16 protein-coding genes are annotated in these 23,966 nt (G+C 70.9%); 6 read left to right on the top strand and 10 right to left on the bottom strand.

The window, feature by feature from the left end; genetic code table 11:
* Positions 1 to 39 precede the first annotated feature (39 nt).
* Complete coding sequence (locus AB0A61_RS26475) at positions 40 to 453, bottom strand: hypothetical protein (protein WP_361297028.1); 414 nt, start codon at positions 451 to 453, stop codon at positions 40 to 42.
* Between the two features lie 166 nt (positions 454 to 619).
* On the opposite strand from AB0A61_RS26475, the gene AB0A61_RS26470 reads away from it, so the two are divergent.
* Both AB0A61_RS26470 and AB0A61_RS26465 read left to right on the top strand, forming a co-directional pair.
* On the top strand, positions 620 to 1,138 hold the full coding sequence (locus AB0A61_RS26470; protein WP_361297075.1) for a tetratricopeptide repeat protein: 519 nt from the start codon (positions 620 to 622) through the stop codon (positions 1,136 to 1,138).
* Between the two features lie 81 nt (positions 1,139 to 1,219).
* Entirely contained in the window at positions 1,220 to 3,136 is a 1,917-nt protein-coding gene (locus AB0A61_RS26465) for a hypothetical protein (RefSeq protein WP_361297025.1), read from the top strand.
* A gap of 64 nt (positions 3,137 to 3,200) precedes the next feature.
* Here AB0A61_RS26465 and AB0A61_RS26460 read toward each other — a convergent pair whose 3' ends face one another.
* Positions 3,201 to 4,160, bottom strand: a complete 960-nt coding sequence (locus AB0A61_RS26460; protein WP_361297022.1) for a helix-turn-helix domain-containing protein — start codon at positions 4,158 to 4,160, stop codon at positions 3,201 to 3,203.
* A 140-nt stretch (positions 4,161 to 4,300) separates the two neighbouring features.
* On the opposite strand from AB0A61_RS26460, the gene AB0A61_RS26455 reads away from it, so the two are divergent.
* Complete coding sequence (locus tag AB0A61_RS26455) at positions 4,301 to 4,600, top strand: antibiotic biosynthesis monooxygenase (RefSeq protein ID WP_361297019.1); 300 nt, start codon at positions 4,301 to 4,303, stop codon at positions 4,598 to 4,600.
* 136 nt (positions 4,601 to 4,736) lie between these two features.
* On the top strand, positions 4,737 to 5,426 hold the full coding sequence (locus AB0A61_RS26450) for a TetR/AcrR family transcriptional regulator (RefSeq protein WP_361297016.1): 690 nt from the start codon (positions 4,737 to 4,739) through the stop codon (positions 5,424 to 5,426).
* 4 nt (positions 5,427 to 5,430) lie between these two features.
* Here AB0A61_RS26450 and AB0A61_RS26445 read toward each other — a convergent pair whose 3' ends face one another.
* The 7 genes from AB0A61_RS26445 to AB0A61_RS26415 all read right to left on the bottom strand — a co-directional run bounded on the left by AB0A61_RS26445 (position 5,431) and on the right by AB0A61_RS26415 (position 18,258).
* Positions 5,431 to 5,787: an isomerase gene (locus tag AB0A61_RS26445; RefSeq protein WP_361297013.1), complete on the bottom strand. Its 357-nt coding sequence runs from the start codon at positions 5,785 to 5,787 to the stop codon at positions 5,431 to 5,433.
* A gap of 156 nt (positions 5,788 to 5,943) precedes the next feature.
* Positions 5,944 to 11,355, bottom strand: coding sequence for a pullulanase-type alpha-1,6-glucosidase (gene pulA, locus AB0A61_RS26440; RefSeq protein ID WP_361297010.1), 5,412 nt, complete (start codon positions 11,353 to 11,355; stop codon positions 5,944 to 5,946).
* A 195-nt stretch (positions 11,356 to 11,550) separates the two neighbouring features.
* Positions 11,551 to 12,927, bottom strand: coding sequence for an alpha-amylase family protein (locus AB0A61_RS26435; RefSeq protein ID WP_361297007.1), 1,377 nt, complete (start codon positions 12,925 to 12,927; stop codon positions 11,551 to 11,553).
* A 141-nt stretch (positions 12,928 to 13,068) separates the two neighbouring features.
* Positions 13,069 to 14,760, bottom strand: a complete 1,692-nt coding sequence (locus AB0A61_RS26430; protein WP_361297072.1) for a glycoside hydrolase family 13 protein — start codon at positions 14,758 to 14,760, stop codon at positions 13,069 to 13,071.
* A gap of 184 nt (positions 14,761 to 14,944) precedes the next feature.
* The gene (locus AB0A61_RS26425) at positions 14,945 to 15,856 is read right to left on the bottom strand and encodes a carbohydrate ABC transporter permease (protein ID WP_361297004.1); all 912 of its coding nucleotides are present in this window, start codon (positions 15,854 to 15,856) and stop codon (positions 14,945 to 14,947) included.
* Positions 15,857 to 15,869: 13 nt separating this feature from the next.
* On the bottom strand, positions 15,870 to 16,874 hold the full coding sequence (locus tag AB0A61_RS26420; protein WP_361297001.1) for a sugar ABC transporter permease: 1,005 nt from the start codon (positions 16,872 to 16,874) through the stop codon (positions 15,870 to 15,872).
* Between the two features lie 112 nt (positions 16,875 to 16,986).
* Complete coding sequence (locus tag AB0A61_RS26415; RefSeq protein ID WP_361296998.1) at positions 16,987 to 18,258, bottom strand: extracellular solute-binding protein; 1,272 nt, start codon at positions 18,256 to 18,258, stop codon at positions 16,987 to 16,989.
* 359 nt (positions 18,259 to 18,617) lie between these two features.
* Between AB0A61_RS26415 and AB0A61_RS26410 the strand changes: the two genes are divergently transcribed.
* Positions 18,618 to 19,652: a LacI family DNA-binding transcriptional regulator gene (locus AB0A61_RS26410; protein ID WP_361296995.1), complete on the top strand. Its 1,035-nt coding sequence runs from the start codon at positions 18,618 to 18,620 to the stop codon at positions 19,650 to 19,652.
* Positions 19,653 to 19,844: 192 nt separating this feature from the next.
* Positions 19,845 to 20,705 carry a phosphatase PAP2 family protein gene (locus AB0A61_RS26405; RefSeq protein ID WP_361296992.1) on the top strand — a complete coding sequence of 287 codons (861 nt, stop codon included), beginning with the start codon at positions 19,845 to 19,847 and terminating at the stop codon, positions 20,703 to 20,705.
* Between the two features lie 78 nt (positions 20,706 to 20,783).
* Here the strand turns inward: AB0A61_RS26405 and AB0A61_RS26400 are convergent, their stop codons facing one another.
* Positions 20,784 to 23,780: a bifunctional [glutamine synthetase] adenylyltransferase/[glutamine synthetase]-adenylyl-L-tyrosine phosphorylase gene (locus tag AB0A61_RS26400; protein ID WP_361296989.1), complete on the bottom strand. Its 2,997-nt coding sequence runs from the start codon at positions 23,778 to 23,780 to the stop codon at positions 20,784 to 20,786.
* Between the last annotated feature and the right edge of the window lie 186 nt (positions 23,781 to 23,966).

The following is a 23,966-nucleotide window of genomic DNA, read 5'->3' as shown; positions in this document are numbered from 1 at the left end:
GCTTCGGCGTGAGCGCGAATGGGTCCCGGCTGCCGGAGCTCAGCTGCCGTGACCGGCGTGGGCGTGGTGGTCGACACCGATCTCCACGTCTCCGCCGAGCGTGCCGCGCAGCGCCTTGACCACGCCGTTGTCGCCGACGGCGACCCACTTGCGGCCGACGAGGTAGAACCCGCCGTAGTCCTTGGCCTCGTTGATCCACTCCCGCTGGCCGCGGTCGGTGGAGAACGTGGCGAGGACGAACTTGCCGTCGGAGTTGGTGCAGATCGCCTGGCGGATGGTGTCCGCGTCGGTCTGGATGTTCGGCTTGCACTTCACCTCGGCGGCCAGGCTCTCCAGGCTGCCGGTCGCCGTGGGCGGCACCTTCGCGGCCGCGTCACCGCCGGAGCCGCAGCCCGCCAGGGCCAGCATCACCGCGGCGCCGGCCAGCGCGAGCATCGGTCGGGTCAACCTCATCTGTTCCTCCGGTCGCTTTCTTCTGGCGGCTCGGTTCGCCTCCGGGGGCGCGCCTGGGCCGGCGGCATGGAGCAGCAGCATGCCGCAGAGAGCCCCGGCGAGGGCCCCGCTCTTCGATACGGCTGTGACGCGCACGGCACTCAAATCCGCTGCCCTGCGGGAACGCGTGTGCGAGAGTGGGCCGGTGAACCAGGACTGGGAGGATCGCGTGGCCGCCGTCTGGGCCCGCTTCGACGAATACCCCGAGGCACAGGGGGCCGACTTCCGGGCGCTGATCGACACGCTGGTCGCCGAGTTGCCGGACGACAGCCCGCTCGGTCCGTTCGAGCAGGCCTGTGCCTGGGACTCGACCGGACACTCGGACCGTGCGGTGCCGCTGTACCGGGAGGCGCTGGCGCGTGGGCTGAGCGGTTACCGGGGCCGCCGGGCCAGGATCCAGCTGTCCAGCTCGCTGCGGAACATCGGCCGGCCCGAGGAGGGCGTGCGGCTGCTCGAACCCGAACTGGACGCGCCCTCGGACGAGTTGGACGACGCTGTCCGGGCGTGCCTCGCACTGTGCCTGTCCAGCCTCGGCCGCGACCGCGAGGGCCTGTCCCTCGTCCTCGGCGCTCTCGCCCCCCATCTGCCGCGGTACCAGCGGTCCATGGCGAACTACGCCCGGCTGCTGGTGACACCGGAACCCTGACCGGGAAGGCGAGACCCGCGGGATTCACCGAGGTCAGCCGGAGGGCGGTGACCGTCGACCGATTCGCTCGTTCTGCTGAACGTGCAGTCACAGGATGTCGCCCCGCGCCCCTCGTCCGCCTCCGAGCCGGTCGTCGACGTCGAGCAGGCCGAGGCCGCGCTCGTCGAGCACTACCCGAGGCTCGTCCGGCTCGCCTATCTGGTGCTGCCACCGGGCCTCGGCCGCAACCGGCGCGTCCTGACCGCGCACGCCCTCACCCAGCGCGCCCTGCCCCCGAGGCGCTCCTCGGCCTCCGCGATCCCGGCCCAGTCGAGCGGCCCCGACACCGAGCCGGGGTACGTCTTCGTCCGCCTCCAGGTGGTCCGTGCGGCGCTGGAGGCGGCCCTGCCGCTCCGGCGCCGGGCCTGGCCCAAGCGTGCCCAACTGCCGCCGCTGCTCCCCCAGGTCTGGGGCCTGCGCCTGTTCCCGCGCTCCGGCGGCGCCGACGAACTGGCCCTGGACCAGCGGCTGGCGTCCCTGTCCGCGCCGGCCCGGGCCGCCTACGTCCTGCGCGGCCTGGAAAAGCTCCCGGACAGCGCCGTGCGCGAGGTGCTGACGGCCGCGGGGGTGGACGATCCGGCCGCCGCGCTGGCCGAGGCCGACCGGCTCCCCGACCAGTACACGCTGCTCGACTCCCCCGAGTTCGACCCCTGCTCGTTGCAGGCCCGCCCCACCGATCTGGTGCGGCGCAGGCAGCACACCAGGGGCGCGCTCGCCGCCGTCGCGGCGCTCGCCGTGTGCGGAGCCCTCGTCGCGCTGCCCGACGGCGGCTGGGGCCCGGACGGCGCGGCCGCCCCCGTCTACGCGCAGAACGCGTCCGCCGAGGCCGCGCTCGATCCGGGCCGGCTCGTCAGGATCGCCCCCACCGCCTGGCAGACCTCCGCCCGCCTGGACTTCTCCGTGTGGCCCGCGCGCGGCGGCCTCACCGGCGACACGGCGCTGCTGCGCCGCGCGCTGGCCGTCTGGGCCCGGCCCGGCGAGGAGGTGCGGGTCTCGGCCACCCCCGGCACTGCGACCGGCGGACCGTCCGGACCGCCGCAACTGCTGTACGCGGGCGAGGTCGACAACGGGCTCGTGGTGGTCCTCTACGACGGACTGCGCATCGCCCGCTACGCCGAGCCGAAGGGTTCCACGGCGGGAGCGGCGCTCGACCTCGCCCGGGTCGACGGCGCCACCGGCCCCGAGGCCGCCGCCGTGGTCCTCGGCCGCTCCGACGGCAACGTCCGCTACCTGACGGCTCCGTGGGTGAGGAAGGCGGCCGAGCGGAACCTGCTGAAGCCCGCCTCGGGGACGACGGACCTGCCTCTGCACGACGGCGTCGCCGCTCCGCTGGCCAACCCCGTCGTACGGACCGGCGACTGCACCGCGTGGACCGCGCTGCAGCTGACCGACGGCTCCGGTACGCACCTGCTGACCGACCTCGGCGATCTGGTGCCCGCCCGCCTCACCACGGGCCGTCCCGCCGCGCCGCACGAGGCGTCCGGCACGGAGGGGCTGCGCGCCTGGGCCCCGTTCGGGTGCTCGCTGGCCGCCGTGCGCTCCCAGGGGGTCCGGTCGGTGAACGCCTGGCAGTACGCCGAGCAGCCGCTGCCCGACGAAAGCGGCTCGGCGGCGTGGGTGTGCACCCGGGCCGAGACCTGGCGCGGCACCGGCACCCAGGTACTGGCCCAGTTCCACTCACCGGGCGTGAAGTACGGGGCGGTCGCGGCCAGGGCCGAGGACGTGCCGGCCTGCGGCGCCCGCGACCCGCACGTGCTGGCCGGTGTGCTGTGGAGGTCGCAGGCCGGTTCCTGGTATCTGCTCGCGGCGGGCAGCGAGAACACCGCGTCGATCGCCACGACGGGCGGTGTCCATGCCTCCGCGGAGGGCAACATGCTCGCCGTCCGGTCCAGGCAGGGCACCCGGGCGGGTCTGAACGGGACGCTGGACGACGGCAGGCAGGTGGGCGGCCTGCGCTAGGGGGTGTCGTTCACGAGCGTTGCCGACACTCGCCGGGCCGCTGGAGCGGCGGTCCGTGCGCGGGTCAGCGCCCGCGCAGGGCGCTCGCCGTCTCTCCTGTGCGTTCGCGCAGGAGGATACGGAGGGTGTTGGCGTGTTCGTAGCCGACTTTGCGGGCGATGACCTCCAGGGGCAGGTCCGTGGTGCGCAGCAGGTGCGAGGCGCGCTCGACGCGCAGGTCCTGGACGAAGCGCACGGGTGAGGTGCCGAGTGTGCGGCGCACGGCCCGCTGGAGCGTGCGTTCGCTGACGCCGACGGCCCGCGCCCCGTCGGCGATCGAGACCGGCTGGTCCAGGTGGACCCGGGCCCAGCGTTCGAAGGCGGCCAGCGTCGGGTCGCTCTGGGCGAGCGCCGCGGAGATGGTGTAGGCGGCCTGCGAGGGGCGTTCGTCGACGACCAGATAGCGGGCGACGAGGTCGGCCAGGGCCGGACTGCGCATCCGGACGACCGCCAGGGCGAGGTCCACGTGCCCGAAGGCCGCACCCGCGGTGGTCACTCCGTCGGATGCGGTGACCATGCGGGTCTCGTCGAGCGTCACCGCGGGGTAGCGCTTGCGGAAGTGCGGTGCGAGCCACCAGCTCGTCGTGGCGCAGCGGCCGTCGAGGATGCCCGACTCGGCCAGCAGGAAGGTGCCCGTGCAGGCGGAGGCGACGGGTGTGCGGGCCTCGCGGGCCGCGGCCACCAGGCGCCGTACGGGCGCCGATTCGGGGCCCGAGACATGCGCGATCAAGGCGTCCGGCCGCCGTTCGGCCAGTGCGGGCACCAGCAGCAGATCGGCGCGCTCGGCCGAGGTGACGGGTGCGGTCTCGACCGTGTGGCCCGCGCCGGTCCGGACGCGCCGGCGAAAGCCGATCGTGGTGACCTTCCAGGCCGGCGGGGGCTGGGGCAGCTCGTGCCGCATGGCGTTCGCCGCCTCCAGCACGTCGAGGAGGGCGGAGAGCCCGGAGTCAAAAACGCCGTCGTATGCCACAAGCGCCACGTCCATGACGGAAACGATATTGGACACGCCGTTTCCGACACTGGGGGAGGTGGTGGGAGCGGCCTAGATTCTCGGGTGTCCGGACGAGATCCGGTGCCCGGTACCGGCACCGCACCTTCACCAAGACCACACCACGGGAGTGCACCATGACGAAGCTCGGACTGCTGGCGCGGATCGAGGCCAAGCCCGAGTATGCCGACAGGGTGGAGGCCCTGCTGCGCGACGCGCTGCAGCTGGCGCGGCAGGAGGACCACACGGTGACCTGGTTCGCGTTCCGGCAGAGCGCCACGACCTTCGGCATCTTCGACACCTTCGACGACGAGGAGGGACGCCAGGGGCACCTGCAGGGCAGGATCGCCGCCGCGCTGATGGAGGCCGCCCCGACCATGCTCAGCGAGGCACCGGACATCCGGCCGGTCGACCTCCTGGCGGTCAAGCTCCCCTGATCCGGACGGACCACTGCGCGGCCCCGGTGGGCCAGGGCCGCGCAGTGAACGTCCGTGCCGGCATATGACGGAGCCATGTGAACACTGCGACCGATCCGGTCCATTCGAGGCTGGATTCGATCGGTAAGGTGTTCGTATGACTATCGGGGTTCGCCGCAGACTGGGAGTCGACGAGCGGCGGCAGCAGTTGATCGGCGTTGCCCTCGAACTGTTCAGCCGCCGCTCGCCCGACGATGTCTCCATCGACGAGATAGCGTCGGCCGCGGGCATCTCGCGCCCGCTGGTCTACCACTACTTTCCCGGGAAACTCAGCCTGTACGAGGCCGCGTTGAAGCGCGCCTCGGACGATCTCGCGGCCCGGTTCGCCGAGCCGCACGACGGCCCCCTGGGGGCACGGCTGCTGCGTGTGATGCACCGGTTCTTCGACTTCGTCGACGAGCACGGGCCCGGTTTCTCGGCCCTGATGCGCGGCGGACCGGCGGTCGGCTCCTCGACGACCAACGCCCTCATCAACTCGGTGCGCCAGGCTGCGTATGACCAAATGCTTTCGCATCTGGACATCGAGAATCCGCCGGCCCGACTGGAACTGATCGTCCGCTCCTGGATCTCGCTCGCGGAGTCAACCGCGTTGATCTGGCTGGACGGTCGGCGCATCCCACGCGCCGAGCTGGAGAACCAGTTGGTGCACGACTTCGGCGCGCTCGCGGCCGTCAGCGCCGCCTATGACGAGGAGATGGCCGCGGTGGTGCGCCGCATGCTCAAGGACGAGCCGGCCGACGGCCCCTTCGGAGACCTGGTCGCCCGGCTGATCGCCCTGTCGTCCTGACGACTCAGGCGTCGAACTTCCGGTACGACGGGTCGAGGTCGCGCACCTCGGCCGAGGCGTGCAGCGCCAGTCCCCCGGTGGGCTTCAGGTGCTGGCGCAGCAGTTCCAGCGCGGTCTCGGCGAGCCGTGCCTTCGCTTCCGGCGTGCGCCCGGCCAGCAGGCCGATCAAGACGTGCACGATGGCGTGCCCCTCGTCGTCCGCGCCGACCACGGTGTCCTCGGTGCGGCGGAACTGCGTGTTGCAGGCCGGGAGCCTGGCTGCCGCGATCTCCGCGGTGGCGGCATGGAGCGCCCTGGCGAATCCGGGACGGTCGAAGTCCTCCGCGAGCCGGGCGGAGTAGTCGACGGTGATCTGCGGCATGGGCACTCCTGTTCTACGACGACAGGGCTCACCCTAGTTCGCCGTACCGCCCCTTCCCGAGTGCCTCTCCCCGGGTGTCTTCCCCCGCTGTCTCCCGCCCGCACGGGGTGGGGCCGGGCCCTGTTGCGGACCCGGCCCCACCGTCGCGGTGCGCCGTCAGGCGCCCCGGGAGAACACCGCCACCGTGCGGGCCGGGACCGTGAAGGTGCCCGTGGCCGACGCGTAGGACGAGTTCTTCACGACCGGGTCGGCACCGGACGCCTGCACCGGGTGCAGCCTGTAGTGCGTTCCGGCGAGCGCCGGGACGCGCTGCTCCTGCCGCTGGGGCGTCGCGTTGAACACCACGACCAGGTCACCGAGCCGCATGGTGATCACGCCCGGTGTCTCGTCCTTGCCGGAGAGCGGGAAGGCGAGCTGCGACTGCACCTGCTCGGCGGTGGCGAGGGAGAAGGCCTTCTCCCTCGTACGGATCCGGAGCAGGTCCCGGTAGGCGGCCGAGGCGGCGTCGATCTGCGGGCAGCCCACCCCGACCGAGCTCAGCAGCGGCTTGGCGTAGGGCCACTTGGACTGGTTGCCGGCCGCCATCGGCAGCCCGCGCCCGAAGCCGTTGCCGTCCGCGCAGTTCCAGTGGATGGCGTTGAACCAGTCGCCGCTGTCGAAGGAGTTGCGGTCCAGCGACTTCGAACGCAGCAGGTCGGAGCCGGCCTGGGACAGGCTCGGCCCCTGCGAGAGGGCCGCCGTCGCCATCGCCAGGACCTGCATGCGGGCGCGGTCGGCCGCCGGGGTGTCCTTCGGCAGCTTGTAGGCGAGGGCGTCGAAGAGGGACTCGTTGTCGTGCGCGTCGACGTAGGCGAGGGCGTCGCCGGGGGCGTCCGCGTACCCGGCGGGCGCACCACCGTAGTCGACCTCCGCACCGGTGACCTCCTTGCCGTCGGTGTCGGTGAAGCGGAACTTCGCGAGGTTTCCGCTCAGGCCGACCTTGATGAGGTCCTGGTAGTGCAGCAGGCGGGCCTTCTGCTCGGCCTCGGTGCCGTTGGCGGTGGAGGAGTTGGGGTCGGTGTACAGCCCGGACGCGAAGCCCTGGACACCCGGGTCCGCGTCGAAGGGGCCCCCGCCGCGCACCGCGTCACGGGCCCGGTCGGAGAAGGTCGCGATGCCGGTTCCGGCCATGTTCTTCTGCGTGGCCTGCACGAAACGGGCGTCGTTCGCGACCTCGCCGAAGTTCCAGCCCTCGCCGTAGAGGATGATCTTCTTCCCGTCGACGCCGTCCTTCTTCGGGGTCAGCGCGTCGAGCGCCTTGCGGACGGCGAGGATGTTGGCCTTCGGATGGTGGCCCATGAGGTCGAAACGGAAGCCGTCGACCTTGTACTGCCTGGCCCAGGTGACGATCGAGTCGACCACCAGCTTGCCCATCATGGCGTTCTCGGGCGCGGTGTTGGAGCAGCAGGTGCTGTTGGCCACCGAGCCGTCCGCGAGAAGCCGCTGGTAGTAGCCCGGCACGATCCGGTCGAGCACGGACGTGTCCGCCTGCCCGCTGGCCGCCGTGTGGTTGTAGACGACGTCCATGACCACCCGCAGGCCGTCCTGGTTGAGCGCCTTGACCATCTGCCGGAACTGGACCGTGCGGGCCGTGCCGTCCGGGTCGGTGGCGTAGGAGCCCTCCGGGACCGTGTAGTGGTACGGGTCGTAGCCCCAGTTGTAGGCGTCCTTGGCGGCGATCTTCGCCACACACGCCTGCTGCTGGTCGGAGTCCGCCGGGTAGGAGGCCAGGTCGCAGTCGGTGGTGGCCTGGTCGGCCTTCTTCTCCGGGATGGTGGCGATGTCGAAGGCCGGCAGCAGGTGGACGTACGACGTGCCGGCCTTGGCCAGCTGCCGCAGATGCTTCGAGCCGTCGCTGTTCTTGTCGGTGAAGGCCAGGTAGGTGCCCTGGTCCTTGGCCGGGACGGTCTTGTCGGCGACCGAGAAGTCCCGGACGTGCAGCTCCTGGATCTGCGCGTCCCGCAGCGGTACGGCCCTGGGCTTGGCCAGGTTCGCCCAGCCGCTCGGCGCCAGCGAGCGGTCGCCGAGGTCGACGACCAGGCTGCGCTCGGAGTTCGCGGTCAGGGCCAGCGAGTAGGGGTCGGTGACCTTGTTGGTGACGATCTCGCGGACGGTCGGCGCCCAGACCTTCACCACATAGCGGTAGGGCTTGTTCTTCCAGGAGGCGGGGCCGGTGACGGACCAGACGCCGGTGGTGTCGTCACGGTGCATCCCGACGGTGGAGCCGCCGAGCTCGAGCCGGACGCTCTGCGCCGTCGGCGCCCACACGGACAGCGTGGGGCGGCCGTCGTGGAACACCGGACCGAGCTGCGCCTTCGTCGCGCCGGAGTAGAGGTCGTCGAGTACGCCGGCGAGCTGAACGCCGGTCGCCGCCAGCACCGCGCCGTTCGCGGCCCGCTGGGAGGCGACGACCTGACCGCGCAGCGCCTCCTGGACCCGGGCCCGGTCGCGGGGGTCGACGGACCAGGCGGAGTAGTCCTTCAGGTGCGGGAACCTGGCCTTCTGGGCGTCGCTGAGCGTGGTCTTCGTCAGCCGCAGCCAGCGCTCGTCGTCGCTGGTCAGCGTCCCGTCCTTGGCGCTGATCGAGCCGTCGTGGGAGTAGACCAGCTGGGTGGAGGCGGCGCCGTCGACGCCGTTGAACGCGACCGTGTTCCGGTCGATCCAGACCGCCTTGGAAGTGGCCGGGTCCACGGCGGCCGCACTGCCGGTGGGCTGCGGCAGCAGGTGCTTGTCCTGGCCGTTCAACAGCCACACCTCATGGCCGTCGGCCTTGAGGTCCAGCGACTGGTCGGCCGGGAGGTCCTTCTCGTCGCCCTTGTGGACGATGTAGCTGAGGCTGGTGGCACCGTCGCTGAGCGGTACCTCGAAGACCGCGCCATAGCTGTCAGTCTTCACCGGCTCGAGGGGGTTCGACCAGTCGGTGGGGTGGGCGGCCCCGGTCCACACGTGCAGGCCCCAGCCGTCGTAGTTCCCGTCGGCCCGGTGGTAGTGGACGACCGCCTTGGTGGTGTCCTGCGGCGGGTAGCCGGGCCGCTGGGTCTGTACGGCCTCCTTGCCCTGCTCGATCCAGACCTCGCCCGCCCTGGTGACGTCGATCGTCCGGTCGGCGGAGACGTCCTTGTTGCCGTCCTTGTCGATGACGAGGAAGCCGACGTTCGAGGCGCCGGGCTTCAGCTTGACGTAGGCGAAGGCTCCGTAGGCGTCCCGGCCGATGAACGGGTGGCTGTTCGGCCAGGTGGTCGACTCGCCGTCGGCGAGGTCGCCCCAGGCGTACAGGCCCCAGTTCGCGTAGTCGCCGTCGGTGCGCCTGTAGTGGACGATCGCGTAGTCGCGGGAGCTCGCCGTGGGAACCTCGGGGGCCGGCGGGGTACCGGTGGTGGAGGTGGCCAGGGCGCTCGCCGTCCGGCCCGCCGAGTCGACGACGACCGCCTTGTAGCGCAGCGTGGTCCCGGCCGGGACGTTCTTGGCGAGGGTCTGCGTGACCTTGTAGGGGGCGTGGTCGGCGGAGCCGAGCACCTTCCAGGGGGCGTTGCCGACCTGGGCGGCGAAGACGACCCGGTTGAGCCCGCCGCCGGTGACGTCGGCGCCGAGGCCCACGGTGCCGGTGGCGCCCTCGGGGGGTGCCGCGAGGGTGATGGCCGGCTCGGTGGCGGGCCGGGCGAGCCTGCCCGCCGCCCTGAGGACGAGGGTGGATCCGGCCGGGACGGTGAGGGTGACCTGGTTGCCGGCGTCGGACCGCACGGAGCCGGTGGTCCCGTAGACGCCCCGGTAGGTCATGCCGGCCGAGCCCGTCGCGAAGGTCGCCGTCCTGGCCTCGCCGGCGTTGTTGAGGGCGACGACGTACTCGGCGCCGGACCTGGCGTCCGTGCGGGTGAAGGCGTAGATGCCGGGCCCGTCCGCCGCGTACCGCTCCGTCTGGACCCCGTCGGTCAGCGCCGGGTTGTCCTTGCGCAGCTTCGCCAGCCGGGCGATCTGCCGGTACAGCGGTGCGTCCGGGTCGTAGGAGTCGCTCGCGTGGGTGCGGTCGGTGCCGATCTCGTCGTCGTCGAGGTAGTCGGCGACCCGGGAGGCGAACATCGTCTGGCGGGCGTCCTTGTCGCCGCCGGAGCCGGTGAAGCCCTGCTCGTCGCCGTAGTAGACGACCGGGTTGCCGCGGCTGAGGAACATCAGCTCGTTGGCGAGCCGGTCCTTGGCGAGCAGCTCGGCGTCGGTCGCCTTCGGGTTGTCCTGCTTCAGGAAGTAGCCGATGCGGCCCATGTCGTGGTTGCCGAGGAAGGTGACCTGCTCGTAGGCGTTGGCCTTGTCCGTCGTGTACTTGTAGTCGGCGCCGAAGACGCTCGCCAGTTTCCTCGCGCTGCCGCCCTGGGAGGCGTAGGAGCGGGCGGCGTCCTGGAAGGGGAAGTCGAGTGTGGCGTCGAGGCGGCCCTGGGTGACGTACGGGGAGGTCACGGAGGTGTCGGCGGAGTAGACCTCGCCGAACATGAAGAAGTTCCTGCGGCCCTGCGCGGCGGCGTACCTGTCCAGCGCCGTCGCCCACTGGGTCCAGAACTCCATGCCGACGTGCTTGACCGTGTCGATCCGGAAGCCGTCGACGCCGAAGTCCTTGACCCAGCGCTGGTAGATCTTCTCCATGCCCCTGACGACCTCGGGACGCTCGGTCCACAGGTCGTCGAGGCCGGAGAAGTCGCCGTAGGTCGCGTTCTCACCGGCGTAGGTCGAGTCGCCGCGGTTGTGGTACATCGTCGGGTCGTTGAGCCACGACGGGACCTTGAGGTCCTTCTCGGCGGCCGGGACGGTCGGCGTGCGCGGGAAGGAGCTCGTGCCGACGGCGGGGAACTTCTTGGTGCCGTCCGCGTAGTCGGCGTCGTCGAAGGGGCGGCCGTCCTTGGTCAGGTACGGGAAGGCGCCCTTGGAGAGGTAGTCGTGGGACTGGCCCTCGTAGTCGACGACGTCGGCGGTGTGGTTGGTGATGACGTCGAAGAAGACCTTCATGCCCTTGGCGTGTGCCTTGGCGATGAGGGTTTCCAGGTCCTTGTTGGTGCCGAAGTGCGGGTCGACCTTGGTGAAGTCGGTGATCCAGTAACCGTGGTAGCCGGCCGAGGCGTTGCTGCCGGTGCCCTGCACGGGCTGGTTCTTGAAGACCGGGGCGAGCCAGATGGCCGTGGTGCCCAGGCCCTTGATGTAGTCGAGCCGCCCGGTCAGGCCCTTGAGGTCACCGCCCTGGTAGAAGCCCTTGTCGGTGGGGTCGTAGCCGGTGGCCAGGCGTGAACCGGTCAGGCCGCCCCGGTCGTTGGACGTGTCGCCATTGGCGAAACGATCCGGCATGACGAAGTAGAACTGCTCGCGGGTGTCGTCGTGCCGGGCGGGCTCGGCGGCGAGCCTCGCGTCCGAGGGGGGCGCCGGCGGGGTCTCGGCCCGCGCCGCGAGGGGCTGGAGGAACGCTGCCGTGAGGGCGGCCACGGCGACGGCCGCTGCTCTCCTCCGGTGCGGGGTGCGGCGCCTGCCGGGCGCCGGCCATCTCGGTATCACAGGCGTGAACTCCTTGCGACTGCGGCTCAAATGGGTCCGCCCCCCGGGCCGTTGGGAAGGCCGTTGACCGGGCGCCCGCGCGACGGTATCGCCGCCGAAAGGTTTACAGCAAGAGTCTTGAAAGCATCGGTAAGTATTTGCAGAGCCGCCCGGCCCGCCGGGCCCGGTGCCTGCCGGGCGGCCTCGCCGAACAGGTCAGCAGCCGGACTTGCCGGAGTAGACGGCCAGCGCCGTGTTCGCACCCAGCGTCGCCGTCAACTGGCCCGAACCGTTCACCGTCACTGCCGTGTTGTTCTGCACGTTGCAGTACGTGCCCGCGGGCAGCGAGGTCTGGTAGGTGCGCGTCAGTGCGCCCGACTCGTGGTTGATGGCCACGAAGCCCTTGTTTCCGCGGCCGAAGGCGATGGCGTTGTTGCCGTCGTCCCACCAGTTGGTCACCGCCTGGCCGCGGGTGGCGTTGCGGAAGGCGACCATGGACCTGATCTCCGGCCAGGCGTGCTGGCACTTCCAGCCGTCCTGCCAGCAGGCCGTCACCGCACCGTTGCCGGGCGGCCCCGCGTTCGTGTCGGACCACTCGTACCCGGAGTTGATGTCGGGGGCGCCGTACGGCCAGGCCAGCATGAAGACGTTGGCCAGGGTGTAGTCGGCGCCGTCCTTGTAGTTGAGGGTCGAGCCGTTGCGCTCGGTGTCGTGGTTGTCGACGAAGACGCCGGCCACCGAGCTGCTCAGATAGCCCCAGCCCTCACCGTAGTTGTTCAGGTAGGCGAGCTTTTCGTTGGTGAAGACCCGCTTGAGGTCGTAGGCGTAGCGGAACTCCTGGACGTCGCCGTTGCCCGTGTACTCGGCCGGCTGGACCGCCTCGCCCGCGCCGTAGATGACCTCCTGCTTCCAGTAGGCGTTCGGGTTCGTCAGCCGGGACTTGATGTTGGCCAGGTCCTCCGCCGGTATGTGCTTGGCCGCGTCGATGCGGAAGCCGTCGACGCCGAGGCCGAGCAGGTCGTTCATGTAGCCCGCGATGGTCTTGCGGACGTACTCCTCGCCGGTGTCGAGGTCGGCGAGGCCCACCAGTTCGCAGTGCTGGACGTTCCAGCGGTCCTGGTAGTTGGTGACCTGGGCGGTGCAGTCGTCGAAGTCGTAGACCGAGTACAGGCCGGGGTAGTCGTACTTCGTGTACGAGGAGCCGCCGGTGCCGGTGCCGCTGCCCGACGACATGTGGTTGATCACCGTGTCGACGACGACCTTCACACCGGCCGCGTGGCAGGTGGCGACCATGTTCTGGAAGGACGCGCGGTCACCGAGCCGCCCGGCGATCCGGTAGCTCACCGGCTGGTACGACGTCCACCACTGCGAGCCCTGTATGTGCTCGGCGGGCGGGGAGACCTGGACGTAGCCGTAACCGGCCGGGCCGAGGGCGTTCGTGCACTCCTTGGCGACGGAGGCGTAGTTCCACTCGAAGAGGACGGCGGTGACGTCCTTGGTGCCGGGCGGGGAGGCGGCGGCGGGCGTCGCCAGGGCGGCCGTTGCGGCGGCCGCGAGGGCGAGGGCGCCCGCAAGGGGTCTGCGGATGGCCATGTGGGGTTTCCTTCTTCGTTGAAGGCTCTTGCTGAAAAGTTCAGCAAGCAACTGTCCGCAGATAGTAGAAGGCCCGCCACCCCAAGGGCAGCGGGCCGTTGTGCAGTTGATGTGAAGGTGGGCCGGCGGACCCGCCCCGGATCAGGCGGTGGCCCACCACACCGTCGTGTCGGCGGGCACCTTGGTCTCGCCGTCCGCCTCCGTCAGCTCGCCGCTGGCGATCAGGACACGGCCGTAGGCCGGGGTGGTCACCGACTCCCCGGTCGTGTTCGCCACGCACACGAACTCGCCGCGCCTGAACGCGAGGACGCCCTCGGGCGCCCGCAGCCACTCCACCGCGTCGCCCGCGCCCAGGTCGGGGTGAGCACGGCGGGTGGCGAGCGCGGCCCGGTACAGCTCGAGGGTGGAGCCGGGCACGCCCTGCTGGGCCTGCACGCTCAGCTCGCCCCACGCCGCGGGCTGCGGGAGCCAGCTGCCACCACTGCCGAAGCCGTAGGAGGAGCCGGTGCGGGTCCACGGGATCGGCACCCGGCAGCCGTCACGGAAGCCGTCCTGGCCCTCGCCCCGGAAGTACGCAGGGTCCTGGCGCACCTCGTCCGGCAGGTCCACGACGTCCGGCAGGCCGAGCTCCTCGCCCTGGTAGACGTACGCCGAACCGGGCAGCGCCAGCATCAGCAGCGTGGCCGCGCGGGCACGGCGCAGACCGAGTTCGCGGTCGCCGGCCGTGCGGATCTGGGTTCCGAGACCGGGCAGGTTGGCGAAGCGGGTGGCGTGCCGGGTCACGTCGTGGTTGGAGAGTACCCAGGTGGCGGGGGCGCCGACCGGGCGCATGGCCTCCAGGGTGCGGTCGATGACCGTACGGAGTTCCTTCGCGTCCCAGTCGGTGCCCAGGTACTGGAAGTTGAAGGCCTGGTGCAGTTCGTCGGGACGGACGTAGAGGGCGGTTCGCTCGACGGTCGGGGTCCACGCCTCGGCCACGAAGATCCTCTCGCCGGAGTACTCGTCGAGGATGTGGCGCCACTGCCGGTAGATGGCGTGCACGCCGTCCTGGTCGAAGAACGGCATGACGTCGTTGCCCAGCAGCTTCAGCTGGTCGTGGGTTCCCAGGTCCGGCAGGCCGTCCGCCTTCACCAGGCCGTGGGCCACGTCGATGCGGAAGCCGTCGACTCCCATGTCGAGCCAGAAGCGCAGGATGGAGCGGAACTCGTCGCCGACCGCCGGGTGGTCCCAGTTGAAGTCGGGCTGCTCGGGTGCGAAGAGGTGGAGGTACCACTCGCCCGGGGCGCCGTCCGGTTCGGTGACGCGGGTCCAGGCCGGGCCGCCGAAGATGGACTCCCAGTCGTTGGGCGGGAGTTCGCCGTTCTTCCCCTTGCCGGGGCGGAAGTGGTAACGCTCCCGCAGCGGGGAGCCGGGGCCCTCGGCGAGCGCCCGCTTGAACCACTCGTGCTGGTCGGAGGAGTGGTTCGGAACCAGGTCGACGATGATCCGCAGGCCCAGCTCGTGGGCGTCCCGGATCAGCGCGTCGGCGTCCAGGAGGTTGCCGAACATGGGGTCCACGGCGCGGTAGTCGGCGACGTCGTAGCCGGCGTCGGCCTGCGGCGAGGCGTAGAAGGGGCTGAGCCACACGGCGTCCACGCCGAGGTCGCGCAGGTACGGGAGTCTGGAACGTACGCCCTCCAGGTCGCCCATGCCGTCGCCGTTGCTGTCGGCGAAGCTGCGCGGATAGACCTGGTAGATCACCGCGTCCCGCCACCAGTCGCGATGCGGGGCGACGGTGGCGACAGCTGACTCGGAAAGGGAGCTCGGTGCCGGGTCGGCGGAGTGCTGGCTCATGGCGTCCTTGGTGCGTAACGGTCGGGTCATGGTGGCGTGGGTGTACGGCGGCAGGTGACGAGGCGGCCGCGGTGACAGCGGGGCGGGCAGGGCACCGCGGCCGCCTACCCGCGCGGACAGGCGCGCGGGAGCCGTTTCCTGCGGAACGAAAGGCCGGCCCTGGAGAGGGCCGGCCTGGGGCGGGTCAGCCCTTGGTGCCGCCCGCGGTGAGGCCGGTCACGAGGTTCTTCTGCACGAGGTAGAAGAACACGGACACGGGTATCGCGATCAGCACCGCGGTGGCGGCCATCAGGTTGCGCTGGGCGTCGTGCTCGCTGACGAAGCTCTGCAGTCCGACGGCGAAGGTGTACTTGTTGTCGCTCAGCATGAACGTCGAGGCGAAGGCGACCTCGCCGAAGGCGGTGAGGAAGTTGTAGAACGCGGCAACGGCGAGGCCGGGCTTGGCCAGCGGCAGGATCAGCCGCACGAAGGTGCCGAAGGGCGTGAGCCCGTCGACACGTCCCGCCTCGTCGATCTCGAAGGGGATGGTGTCGAAGTACCCCTTCAGCAGCCAGGCCGTGTAGGGGACGACGGTGGTGCAGTAGACCAGGATCAGGCCCAGGTAGGTGTCGATCAGCCCCAGGTCCGAGAGGATCTGGTACATGGGCACGATCAGTACCGCGATCGGGAACATCTGGGTGATCAGCAGGGCCCACATGAACTTCTTGTAACCCGGGAAGCGCATGCGGGAAACCGCGTAGCCACTGGTGGCGGAGATCAGCAGGCCGATGAGGGTGGTGCCCAGCGTGACCGCGAGCGAGCTCTCGAGCCAGTCGAAGAAGCCCGAGTGGCGCAGGACGAACGCGTAGTTGTCCAGCGACATGGTGTGCCAGATCTGGCCGGGGTGCAGATAGTCGTCCTTGTCCGGGCCGAGGGACAGGAAGATCAGCCAGGCGACCGGGAAGAAGGCGATCAGGCTCGCGACGATCAGGAGGATGTGGGAGGCGAGCCGAGCGGCGGGGCCGCGCTCCCCGCGCCGGCGCTGCCTGCGCCGCGGCGTGTCGGGGGCGGGCGCCGGGGCCGTGGGGGCGGAGGTCTCAACGGTGGTCGTACTCATGGGAACTCCTGCCTCAGATCGCGAGCTGCTGGTCGTTGCGGTTCAGCCAGCGGCGGTAGAAGGAGGTGAAGACGATCAGGATGGCCAGCAGCAGGATGCCGTAGGTGGCGGACTGTGCGAAGTCACGCGGCTGCTGCCCGAAGCCGAGTTGGTAGGCCCAGGTGACGAGGATCTGGGCGTCCGGGGCGGTGTTGCCGAACAGCAGGAAGATGATGGCGAACTGGTTGAAGGTCCAGATGATGCCGAGGAGTACGACGGTGGAGCTGACGGGCCTCAGGCCCGGGAGGGTGACGTGCCGGAAGCGCTGCCAGGCGCTTGCGCCGTCCATCTCGGCGGCCTCGTAGAGCGAGCTGTCGATGGCCTGCAGCCCGCCGAGCAGCGACAGCATCATGAACGGCACACCGCACCAGGTGTTGACCATGATGGCGGCGAACCGCTGCCAGAAGGTGTCCTCCAGCCACTGCGGCTGCGGCAGGTGCAGCGCGTGCAGGGCGGCGTTGATGATGCCGCCGTCGGCGAGCATGAAGCGCCAGCCGAAGACGGTGACGAAGGTGGGCACGGCCCAGGGCAGCACCAGGACCAGACGGTAGAAGGTACGTCCGCGGAACTTCTGGTTGAGCAGCAGCGCGAGGCCGAGGCCGATGAAGTAGTGCAGGGTGACGCAGACCACCGTCCACACGATCGTCCAGACGAAGTGCGACCAGAAGCGGTCGTACGAGGTCGGGCCGAACAGGACGTCCTTGTAGTTGTCGAGCCCGATGAACTTGTACGTGGCGTCGATGTGGTTGACGCCGATCGTGCGGGCGGTGTTCAGGCTGTTGGCGTCGGTGAGGGTGAGGTAGAAGCCGTACACCAGGGGGTAGAACACGAGTCCACCGAGCACCACGACCACCGGGGCGATCATGGCGTAGGCGTACCAGTGCTTCTGGTACCCGTTCTTGATGCGCCGGCCCAGGCCGGGCCGCGGCGCGCGGTCACCGCGGCGCTTGCCGGTCGCGCGGTCGATGGCGACTGTCATGGTTCGACAACCTTCTTGGGGTCTGCGGATCAGGGGGCGGGCCCGGGCACAGGCCGGTGGCCGCCGGATCCCTCCCCCTTGCGGTGGGGGAGGATCCGGCGGCCACGCGGGCTCACTTGCTGAAGTCGGGGACCAGCTTGGCCATCGCCAGTTCGGCGTTGCTCAGGCCCTTGTCCAGGGACTCCTTGCCGCCTGCCACACTGGCCAGCTCGGTGTCGAGCGGGGTCCACAGGGAGCTGTACTCGGGCAGCGCCGGGCGCGGCTGGGCGGCGGGGAGCACGGCCTGGTAGCCCGCGATGCCGGGGTCGGCCTTGACCTGGGCGGTGTAGGCGTCGCCGCGCGTGGGCAGCGTGGAGTTCTTCAGGGCGATCGTCTCCTGGGACTTCGCCGAGGTCATGAAGTTCACGAACTTCAGGGCCGCTTCCTGGTGGGCCTTGTCCGAGCCGGCGTAGATCGACAGGTTGTGCCCGCCGGTCGGGGCACCCCCCTTGCCGCTGGAGCCGGCCGGGACGGTGGCGATGCCGAGGTTGGACTTGTCCTTGAAGGCCGAGCCCTTGTAGAAGTTCGTGATCTCCCAGGGGCCCTGGATGATCGCGGCGACCTTGCCGCTGACGAACGCGTCCTGGATGTGGGCGTAGGCGTCGGCGGTGGTGTCGGCCTTGTGCAGGCCCTGCCCGGAGAAGAGGCTCAGCCAGGTGCCGTAGGCCTTCTTCGCGGCGGCCGAGTGGACGGTGATCTTCTTCGCGGAGGCGTCGACGGTGTCGGTGCCCTCGCCGTAGAGGAAGGTCTGGGCGTAGTAGGCCTGAGTGGAGCCCCAGTAGCCGTACACCTTCTCCTTGGCGTCGATCTTGGCGGCGTCGGCCTTCAGCTCGTCCCAGGTCTTGGGGGCGTCGGTGATGCCGGCCTTCTTGAACAGGGCCTTGTTGTAGACCAGCGCGAGGGTGTCGGTGACCAGCGGCACGCCGTAGGTCTTGCCGTCGTACTGGGCCTGCTTGAGCAGGCTGGGCTGGAACTTGCCCTGGTCCGCGAGGGCCTCGGTGCCGTCCAGCGGCAGGAAGTAGCCCTTCTTGGCGAAGGCGGGGGTCCAGCCGACCTCGGAACGCAGCACGTCCGGGGCGCCCTTGGAGCCGGCGGCCGTGTCGAACTTGTTCTGGGCCTGGTCGAAGGGGACGTTGACGTACTTGACCTTGATGTTCTTGTTGGCCGCCTCGAACTGCTTGACCAGGGCCTGGTACGTCGGCGCCTCGTTCGTGGCGTTGGAGGTGTCCCACCAGGTGATGGTCACCGGGCCGTCGGCCTTGCCACCGTTGCCGCTCCCGCCGCACGCCGTCGCCGCGAGGGCGAGGGACGCCACCAGCGCGCTGGCCGCTATGCCACGCCGCATGAGTTCTCCTTGAGGGTGAAAGCCCGTGAACAGGGGCCGGTCCCGTCTGCCGCCCCTGCCGACTTGCCGACTGCGCCAATGCGACCGCCGGGCGACGGTGAACGTAACAGCGTTGTAAGCCCGACGAAAGACCTTGCAGAAAAAAAGTGCAAGGGATCATGAGAGTTACCCCGCCGTGATCTCGGCGGGACAAGCTCCCCCCTTGATTCCACACGGTTCGGCGGGGATCGCTCACTTGTGCAAGACTCTGCAAGCTCTTGCCATACGGGGGCGGGCGGGAGAATCATCCCGTTGCGGACCGGTACGCCGACCAGAACACGAGGAACGCGATGACCACCCGACCGGTACAGTCCAATCCTGTGACCACACGGCTTGCCGACATCGCTGCTCAGGCGGGGGTGAGCGAAGCGACCGTCAGCCGCGTCCTCAACGGGAAGCCGGGCGTCGCCTCCACCACCCGCCAGTCCGTGCTGGCCGCACTCGACGTCCTGGGCTACGAGCGCCCCGTGCGGCTGCGCCAGCGCAGCGAGGGCCTGGTGGGCCTGATCACCCCGGAGCTGGAGAACCCGATATTCCCGGCCCTGGCCCAGGTCATCGGCCAGGCACTCACCCGTCAGGGCTACACCCCGGTGCTCGCCACCCAGACCCCGGGCGGGTCCACGGAGGACGAGCTCACCGAGATGCTGGTGGACCGCGGGGTCGCCGGAATCATCTACGTCTCCGGGCTGCACGCGGACACCACGGCCGACATGGAGCGCTACGAGCGGCTGCGGGCGCAGGGCGTGCCGTACGTGCTCGTGGACGGCTTCTCGCCGAAGGTCCAGGCGCCGTTCATCTCCCCGGACGACCGGGCGGCGATGACGCTGGCGGTGACGCACCTGGCGTCCCTCGGCCACACGCGGATCGGACTGGCCCTCGGGCCGAAGCGGTTCGTGCCGGTCCAGCGCAAGATCGAGGGCTTCGTCCGTGCGATGCAGGACCAGCTGGGCCTGAACCCGGAGGACATCGAGACGCGACTCGTCCAGCACTCGCTCTACACCCTGGAGGGCGGCCAGGCCGCCGCCGGCGCGCTCATCGAGCGGGACTGCACCGCAGTGGTGTGCGCCAGCGACATGATGGCGCTCGGAGCGATACGGGCGGCCCGGCAGCGGGGCCTCGAAGTGCCCCGGGACGTCTCCGTGGTGGGCTTCGACGACTCCCCGCTGATCGCGTTCACCGATCCGCCCCTGACGACGATCCGCAAGCCGGTCCCGGCGATGGGCCAGGCGGCGGTGCGTACGCTGCTGGAGGAGATCGGCGGGACGCCCGCGCCGCACAGCGAGTTCGTCTTCATGCCGGAGCTGGTGGTGCGCGGTTCGACGGCTTCTGCCCCCGGGGACCGGAATCGCCCGTAGGTCGGCAATCACCCGTAAGGCGGAGAGTCCCAACCGCCCGCAGGACTGCAATCGCCCGTGAGGCGGAGGATCCCCGCATCCGTCACCGCGTCGGCAGGAGCATCCCGCGGCCTCACGGGCGGACGACGTGCGGCCTGGACCCGACCAGGGGATGATCGGGGCAAGATGGCTTTTCTGGCAGACTCTGTGCCCATGGGTGACAGGACCGTGACGAGACTGGAAGGGCCCCAAGAGGCCGTTCCAGGGCCCGTCGCGGAGGAGGCAGGGCAACGCCTGTCGCGCCGGCTGCGCACACCCCGTCGGCCGCGGCTGTGGTTCGAGATCCTGCTGATCGGGGTGAGTTACTGGACGTACTCGCTGATCCGCAACGCGGTCCCGGAGCAGAAGGCCGAGGCGCTGCGCAACGCCGACTGGATCTGGCGTACGGAGCACCAACTCGGCATCGCCGTCGAACAGTCGGTGAACCATGCCGTGAACGCGGTGACTTGGCTGATCATCGGCATGAACTACTACTACGCGACCCTGCACTTCGTGGTCACGCTGGGTGTCCTGGTCTGGCTCTACCACAGCCACCCCGGCCGTTACGCGGCCACCCGAATGGCCCTGTTCGCGACGACGGGTGTCGCGCTGCTCGGCTACTACCTGTTTCCACTGGCGCCGCCACGGCTGATGACCGGCGGCGTCTTCGTCGACACGGTGCGGATCCACCACACCTGGGGCTCGATGGCCTCCGGCGACCTGAAGCACATGTCCAACCAGTACGCCGCGATGCCCTCCATGCACATCGGCTGGTCCCTGTGGTGCGGTCTGACCGTCTTCGCCCTGGCCGCCGTCCCCTGGGCGCGCGTCCTGGGCCTGCTCTACCCGGTGTCCACCCTGGTGGTCATCGTCTCCACCGCCAACCACTTCTGGCTGGACGCCGTCGGCGGTGTGCTGTGTCTGTCCTTCGGTTTCACGGTGGCGCGCGCGTGGTACGGCGCACTGCCGCACGCCCTGCCGCGCCTGGCTCCGGTGCGGACGGGGAAGCCGGCCTGGCTGCCGACGAAGGCGTAGGGCCTGTCCGACGGATCGGGCCGCAGACGCGGGCGCCGGTTTTCCGGGTTCCCGGCCGGCGGTCCCGGTCCGGCCCGGCTACGCCCCGTAGAACAGCTCCTCCACCACGCCCCGCGCCCGCCGGGCGGTCCGCCGGTACGCGTCCAGCATGGCGCCCACCTGGCCCGGCCCGTAGCCCAGGTAGCGCCCCACGGCCGCCAGCTCCCGCGGTTCCGACGGGAACGTGTCGCCCGCCCGGCCCCGCACCAGCATCACGGCGTTGCGCACCCGGGTGGCCAGCACCCAGGCCTCGTCGAGGACCGAGGCGTCCTCCGCACCGATGAGCCCGGCCTGCCGTGCCGCCGTCAGCGCCTCGCGGGTGCGGGGCGTCCGCAGTCCCGCCTCGGCCGCGCCGTGCCGCATTTGCAGCAGCTGGACCGTCCACTCCACGTCGGACAGTCCGCCGGGTCCGAGCTTGGTGTGCAGTTTGGGGTCGGCGCCGCGCGGCAGTCGCTCGCCCTCCATGCGCGCCTTCAGACGCCGGATCTCCCGCACCCCGTCCTCGCCCAGCCCGGCCCGCGGGTACCGCAGCGGATCGATCAGCTCCACGAACCGGCGCCCGAGGTCCTCGTCCCCCGCGACGGGTTCGGCGCGCAGCAGCGCCTGCGACTCCCACACCAGGGACCAGCGCCGGTAGTAGGCCTCGTACGACTTCATCGTCCGCACCAGCGGCCCGGACTTGCCCTCCGGCCGCAGACCGGCGTCGATCAGCAGCGGCGGATCGGCACTCGGGATCTGCAGCAGCCGCCGCATCTCGGCGACGACACGGTTCGCCGCCTCGGCGGCCTCCCGCTCGTCGGCGTCCTCCCACGGCTCGTGCACGAACAGCACGTCCGCATCGGAGCCGTAGCCCAGTTCGTGCCCGCCGAACCGGCCCATGCCGATCACCGCGAACCGGGTCGGCAGGGTCTCGCCCCATCCCTCGCGCACCACGGCGCGCAGAGTGCCCGCCAGGGTCGCCGCGGTCAGATCCGACACGGCGCCGCCCACCCGGTCCACGAGCGGGCCCTGGTCGGCCTCGGCCGGCTGGGCCTCGGTGCCGTAGGAGCCCACGATGTCGGCGGCGGCGGTACGGAACAGCTCACGGCGCCGTACGCCACGGGCCGCCGTGACCGCCTGCTCGGCGCTCTCGGCGCGGCCCACCGCGGCGAGGATCTCCTGCTCCAGCTGGGCCCGGTCGCGCGGCTCGAGGCCGCCCCCGTCGCCCTCGCCGAGCAGGGCCACGGCCTCGGGCGCCCGCATCAGCAGGTCGGGGGCGAGCCGCCCGGCCGACAGCACGCGGGCGAGGTTCTCCGCCGCCGCCCCCTCGTCCCGCAGCAGCCGCAGGTACCACGGGGTCTTGCCGAGCGCGTCCGACACCTTGCGGAAGTTGAGCAGGCCCGCGTCCGGGTCGGCGGAGTCCGCGAACCAGCCGAGCAGCACGGGCAGCAGGGTGCGCTGGATGGCGGCCTTGCGGGTGACGCCGGAGGCCAGGGCCTCCAGGTGACGCAGCGCGGCGGCCGGGTCGGCGTACCCGAGGGCGACCAGGCGCTCCCGGGCCGCCTCGGGGCTCAGCCGGGCCTCGCCCGGTGCCAGTTGGGCGACCGCGTCGAGCAGCGGCCGGTAGAACAGCTTCTCGTGCAGCCGCCGTACGACGGAGGTGTGCCGCTTCCACTCGCGGGTGAGCTCGGCCACCGGGTCGGTGCGCAGGCCGAGGGAGCGGCCGAGGCGGCGCAGGTCGGCCTCGCTCTCGGGGACGAGGTGGGTGCGGCGCAGCCGGTGGAGCTGGATGCGGTGCTCCATGGAGCGCAGGAAGCGGTACGCCTCGTCGAGCTGGGTGGCGTCCGCGCGGCCGACGTAGCCGCCCTCGGCGAGCGACTTCAGGGCGTCCAGGGTGGTCCCGCTGCGCAGCGACGCGTCGGCGCGCCCGTGCACCAGCTGCAGCAGCTGGACGGCGAACTCGACGTCCCGCAGACCGCCCGGGCCCAGCTTCAGCTCGCGCTCGACCTCGGCGACGGGGATGTTCTCGACGACGCGGCGGCGCATCTTCTGCACGTCGCCGACGAAGTTCTCGCGCTCGGCGGCCTGCCAGACCATCGGGTTCAGGGCGGCGACGTACTCCTCGCCGAGGGCGGGGTCGCCGGCCACCGGGCGGGCCTTGAGCAGTGCCTGGAACTCCCAGGTCTTGGCCCAGCGCTGGTAGTAGGCGACATGGCTGCTGAGGGTGCGCACCAGGGGGCCGTTGCGCCCTTCGGGCCGCAGGTTGGCGTCGACGGGCCAGATCGAGCCCTCGACGGTCGTCTCGGAGCAGATCCGCATCATGTGCGAGGCGAGCCGGGTCGCGGCCCTGAGCGCCTTGCCCTCGTCGGCGCTGTCGGCGGGCTCGCCGACGAAGATGACGTCGACGTCGGAGACGTAGTTCAGCTCGTGGCCGCCGCACTTGCCCATCGCGACGACGGCGAGCCGGCACTGCGCTGCGTCGTCGGGCGCGGCGGCGCCGGCGAGCCGCAGCGCGGCACGCAGGGTGGCGGTGGCGAGGTCGGCGAGCTCGGCGGCGGTCTGGGCGACATCGGTGGTGCCGCACACGTCACGGGCGGCGATGGACAGCAGGCAGCGCCGGTAGGCGACGCGGAGCGAGACCGGGTCGGTGGCCTGGGCCAGGCCCCGCTCGAACTCCTCCACCCCCGGGTGCAGATCGCGCGGCTCGTAGGTGACCAGCGCCTGCCAGTCGCCGCAGTGCCGGGCGAGGTGGTCGCCCAGGGCGGCCGAGGCACCGAGCACGCCGAGCAGCCGGTCGCGCAGCGGCTTGGCCGCTATGAGCGTGTCCAGCAGCTCCCTGCGGGCCGGTGGGGCGGGCTGGGCCTCAAGGAGCCGGACCAGGCCGCGCAGCGCGAGGTCGGGGTCGGCGGTGGCACCGAGGGCCTCCAGCAGCACCGGGTCGTTCCTGACCGGGGCGAGCTCCGGGCTGTCCAGCAGCCGCTCGGCGGCCGAGGCATCGGTGAAGCCGTGCCGCAGCAGCCGTGTGAAGGTACTGCTTCTGCGCCCCGGCGCCGTCATCCCGGCCTCCCGTCGGATCAGGCTCGTCCTGGCCAGAGCCTAACCGGAGTGAGCGGCCCCAGCCCGGGGCGGGCGGCGACGAGGTGCGGGTTCGGCCGAGGGTGCAGCAGTTCACATGGTTTTCACCTGCCGGGTTGGACGGCGTCGAGCCCGGGAATATTGGCGTGTGCATGCTCTGTCCGCACC

It is taken from the genome of Streptomyces sp. NPDC046197, from assembly GCF_040646295.1.
Classification (GTDB): Bacteria; Actinomycetota; Actinomycetes; order Streptomycetales; family Streptomycetaceae; genus Streptomyces.
Note: the sequence above shows the minus strand (reverse complement) of the source record. Positions and strands in the feature narration are given on the sequence as shown.

Bases quoted from the DNA above. Each gene is read 5' to 3' on its own strand.
- AB0A61_RS26435 (WP_361297007.1), bottom strand. From the start codon at position 12,927: ATGGCCATCCGCAGACCCCTTGCGGGCGCCCTCGCCCTCGCGGCCGCC.
- AB0A61_RS26415 (WP_361296998.1), bottom strand. From the start codon at position 18,258: ATGCGGCGTGGCATAGCGGCCAGCGCGCTGGTGGCGTCCCTCGCCCTC.
- AB0A61_RS26425 (WP_361297004.1), bottom strand. From the start codon at position 15,856: ATGAGTACGACCACCGTTGAGACCTCCGCCCCCACGGCCCCGGCGCCC.
- AB0A61_RS26405 (WP_361296992.1), top strand. From the start codon at position 19,845: ATGGGTGACAGGACCGTGACGAGACTGGAAGGGCCCCAAGAGGCCGTT.
- AB0A61_RS26430 (WP_361297072.1), bottom strand. From the start codon at position 14,760: ATGAGCCAGCACTCCGCCGACCCGGCACCGAGCTCCCTTTCCGAGTCA.
- AB0A61_RS26460 (WP_361297022.1), bottom strand. From the start codon at position 4,160: ATGGACGTGGCGCTTGTGGCATACGACGGCGTTTTTGACTCCGGGCTC.
- AB0A61_RS26455 (WP_361297019.1), top strand. From the start codon at position 4,301: ATGACGAAGCTCGGACTGCTGGCGCGGATCGAGGCCAAGCCCGAGTAT.
- AB0A61_RS26400 (WP_361296989.1), bottom strand. From the start codon at position 23,780: ATGACGGCGCCGGGGCGCAGAAGCAGTACCTTCACACGGCTGCTGCGG.
- AB0A61_RS26475 (WP_361297028.1), bottom strand. From the start codon at position 453: ATGAGGTTGACCCGACCGATGCTCGCGCTGGCCGGCGCCGCGGTGATG.
- AB0A61_RS26420 (WP_361297001.1), bottom strand. From the start codon at position 16,874: ATGACAGTCGCCATCGACCGCGCGACCGGCAAGCGCCGCGGTGACCGC.
- AB0A61_RS26445 (WP_361297013.1), bottom strand. From the start codon at position 5,787: ATGCCGCAGATCACCGTCGACTACTCCGCCCGGCTCGCGGAGGACTTC.
- AB0A61_RS26450 (WP_361297016.1), top strand. From the start codon at position 4,737: ATGACTATCGGGGTTCGCCGCAGACTGGGAGTCGACGAGCGGCGGCAG.